Below are 2594 nucleotides of genomic sequence, written 5' to 3'. Positions count from 1 at the left end.
TGCATTCTGCGGCACACAGCGGCCGTTGGTGCGGTGGTCCAGCGGCCGCTGTGCGGTTTAAGCAGCGGCCGAAATTAGTCAGTTATATTAGGTTTAATCACCACGGTGTAGTGCTTTGTTGCCCGCTTTAGGATGGCGTTGGCAGACACCTCGTCATTGAGGATCATGGAGCTCCAACTGGCCGGTTCCCGTTGCGAGCAGATGATGGTGCTTAGGTTAATCTCGCATCGTTTCTCCAAGATTTCAAACAGGACCTTCACCTCGCGTTCGTCTGTAATGGTATGCAGCAGGAAGTCGTCCAGGATGAGCAGAGCAGCACCGCAAATCTTCTTCAGTCGTTTCTGGTACTTGGAATAATCCTGCGCCTTGAGCGCTACCAGAGTTTCCAGAAGAGTTTCGCAATGGTGGTATTCCACCTTGTAGTTGTTGCAGGCAACAATGCCCAGTGCCTTGGCCAGATAGGATTTGCCGCTGTCAGAGGGGCCCAGGATACACACGTTCAGGCCAGAGTCAATGAAGTCCAGCGTGGACAGCGTTTCGGTAATTCCACGGGGCAGGTACTCACGCTCGGCTGAATCAACACAGTTGGTGAGTTCCTGCGGACACCCTCGCAGATGTGCGCTGCGCAGACGGCTCTGGATGCGTTTGTTCATCTTCTTCTGGTACTCCGGCTCCACGAGGGTGGCAATCGCCATCAACGGGTCGAGTTCCAGAAAATCAGGAGACCGGTACATTTCGTCCAGCGTGGCAGACATACCGGGCAGTCCCATTTCGTTTAGTTCAGCCAGAAGGGTGTTAAAAAGAACTTTTCCGGTGAGCATTATTTGTCACCGCCCTTCCCTTTGGACTGGGCCAGGCTCTGGCTGCGGGAGAGAAGCCGGTCAATGTCCATGGACTCGGCGTCCATAACGAAAGCACCCTTGTTGCGTTCTTCATTTGCCCTGGTGTTGTAGCCGGAAACACCAAGATCTTCAGCAACAACAGGAATTGTATTTTTAATAAAAGTGTAATTCACCTTTCCCAGTTCCAAAGCCTGAGCACAAGTCTCTTCCAGCGCCTGTTTGCTGTATTTTCTGGTGAAACTCAGAACACCCTGACACATCCGGTAGGTCTGTACCTCCAGTTTGCGGCTGGCAAGAATGCGCTTAATCACCGCTTCGGTGTTGGGGCCAACGGTCATGGCCTTCCGGATGAAATAGGTCCCGTTCCACTCGGAAAGTTCCCTGTAGTTGGCCGGGAGATGATTTGGATCCGTAGACCACTGACTCTTGGCGGTGGCTCTGGGCCATTCGCAGATAAATGCCCCTTCTTTGGAGAAAATCTTCACCGTGGCAGCAGATGCCCGGATGAGGACTTCTTTGTGCAGATAGGCTCGGTCTACGCTGTAATAAGCGTTGTCGAAGCGAACATGGTAATCCGAGGAAACCTTGGCCGTCCTGCGCTCCATGTATTCATACGGTACAGGAGGCAGCGGCATTAACTCTCGGCGCTCCTCGTCCCAATAATAGCGCCGGCTGTGAGGTTTCTTGGTAAAAGGAGCGCTGTTGAGCTTGTCCAGATGCTTCCAGAGGTCTCGGTTGAACTGCTCCAAACTGAAGTAGTCCATCTCCTCCATGTCGTGAAAGAATCCCTTTTCCAAGATGCCAACGGCATTCTCCACGGAACTCTTGTACTTGGGTTTCTTAACTTTGGCAGGCAGGATAACCGTGTGGTTGTGCTCAGCCCATTCTGCGTAATCCTTGTTCAACTCCGGGGCGATCCAGTCCCGGTTGGCAATAACGGCTTGCTTGCAGTTGTCGCAGATGACCAGCGCCGGAACGCCGCCGAAGTATGCCAGGGCATTGTTGTTGACGGCAATCCACTGAGGCTCCTTGGTGGAGACCATTCCCTCGGCATAAATGTACTGGGAATACGGAAGAACTGCTACGAAGACAACGATCTCCACTACCTCACCGGTAAGCGGATCTACCATCTGAAAGGTTTTCCCGGCAAAATCCACTTCCATCTTCTGGCCAATGACGGCATTGAAATGCAGAGTCTCCTTATTTTCCTCGCACCACTTGGCGTAGTTCTCACAGAACTGCCGATACGAGTAGAACTTTAGACCGCTGTCCCGACACTTCTTCACATACCGATTCCAGAGAACCTTGAGGGTCATGTTCTTCCGGGAAGACATATCCTTTGAAACCGCCTCGTAATCCGGCAGTTCATAGGAGACATCCCGTCCAACATGAGTGGTAGGTTTCCGTGGATAGACGACCGCAGCAATGCCGTAGTTGGTGATTCCCTTGGGCAGCGGATACTTCAAATCTTTGCACGCCTTGAATGCACGCAGAAAGTCATTTACCCCCGATTTGCTGACGCCGAGGGTTTCGGCAATTGCGCTACCAGTCATCCCCAATGCGCAATGTTTTGTAATGATGTCCTTGTAGTCTAACATCCATTACCCTCCTAATAGTGAATTTCCGCTGTTGCGGATACCACCATTATGGAGAATATCTGGACTACATCAAGTTGTTAGTGGCGGCTGTTACTCAGACCGCACCGCGGCCGTTCTGCTCCGCACCAGCGGCCGCTGGCCGCCGCCGTATGCA

The 2594-nt window shown here is 52.5% G+C and carries 2 protein-coding genes; both read right to left on the bottom strand.

What is annotated here, in order from left to right:
• Window positions 1-74: 74 nt before the first annotated feature.
• Complete coding sequence (locus ACTQ3V_RS15385) at window positions 75-821, bottom strand: ATP-binding protein (protein WP_441468266.1); 747 nt, start codon at window positions 819-821, stop codon at window positions 75-77.
• Complete coding sequence (gene istA, locus ACTQ3V_RS15380) at window positions 821-2440, bottom strand: IS21 family transposase (RefSeq protein WP_441468265.1); 1620 nt, start codon at window positions 2438-2440, stop codon at window positions 821-823. The genes ACTQ3V_RS15385 and istA overlap by 1 nt, the downstream gene beginning before the upstream one ends.
• Window positions 2441-2594 lie beyond the last annotated feature (154 nt).

The sequence above is a fragment of the Candidatus Agathobaculum pullicola genome, assembly GCF_052117205.1.
GTDB lineage: Bacteria > Bacillota > Clostridia > Oscillospirales > Butyricicoccaceae > Agathobaculum > Agathobaculum pullicola.
The sequence above is the reverse complement of the archived record's forward strand: the minus strand, read 5'-3'. Positions and strand labels throughout refer to the sequence as shown.